At 74.4% G+C, this 886-nt stretch carries 1 protein-coding gene; it reads left to right on the top strand.

All coding sequences use genetic code 11. From position 1 onward, the window contains the following. Positions 1-392 (top strand): glutamate mutase L (locus AC2CHE_RS26905; RefSeq protein ID WP_484507620.1); only part of this gene is annotated, 392 nt, incomplete at its 5' end. Positions 393-886: the final 494 nt, after the last annotated feature.

Genomic DNA, 886 nt, shown 5'->3' on the forward strand with positions numbered 1-886 from the left:
GGTTGGCGGCCGAGGCTGCGGTGCGGGCCGCCGATCCCGGGTTCCTGCCGGCCGGTGCCGCCGGGCGGGCCGTCGATGCGCGGGTCGCGGCGTTGGCGGCGACGGTGGCGTTGCGCCGGCACGCCCGGGGGGTGGGTACCGGTGAGCGGGCCGGCCGGGATCTGCGGGACGTGCGGCTGCTGGTCGGTTCCGGTGGGGTGCTGCGGCATGCCGGGGCGGATGACGCGGCCGGGGTGTTGGACGCGGTGTTGACCGACCATGCCGGTGGGTGGGCGTTGCCACGGGCGGCCCGCCCGGTGGTGGACACCGACTACGTGCTGGCCGCGGCCGGGTTGCTCGCCGAGGAGCACCGGGGGGCGGCTCGGGGGTTGCTGCGGTCGTTGCTGGTGTGACCAGGGTGCAGGGCGACTGTCGTGGGTCGGCGGGTGATGGGTTCGGGCTGGCCGCCGCGGTGGTGCCGCGACACGCCGGGTCGGGTGCGACGACTCGTCGGGGGTGGGTTGACAAGGCCGGGGGTGGGCCACGTACCGTCTTTGAGTCCTACCACGGGAAGCGGCTGTTGTTCGCTTCGTCCCTTCGTCCGCTGGCCGAGCGACACGGTGCATGTTCAGTCGCGGCGGCCAGGTCCAGCGGGCGGGGGTCGGCGGGGCGGCGCGAACCGGCCGCGGTTACCGGTGTACGGGCAGGATGGGGTGCACGGCCAGTAGACAACGGTCAGGCGGGGACAGCCAGTCATCGTCGGGTCGGTCCGAAGGTCGGCGTGCCACATTCCGCCGCACCGGCCGGGAGGGGCCTGGGAGCATCGGGGGGGGGGGGTTTGCGCGCCCCCCCTTAGTATCTGGTGCAACCTGGCGGCCTCCCCCGGATTATAGCCCCGGATCTGGTG

The organism is Micromonospora sp. ATLC16 (assembly GCF_057196645.1).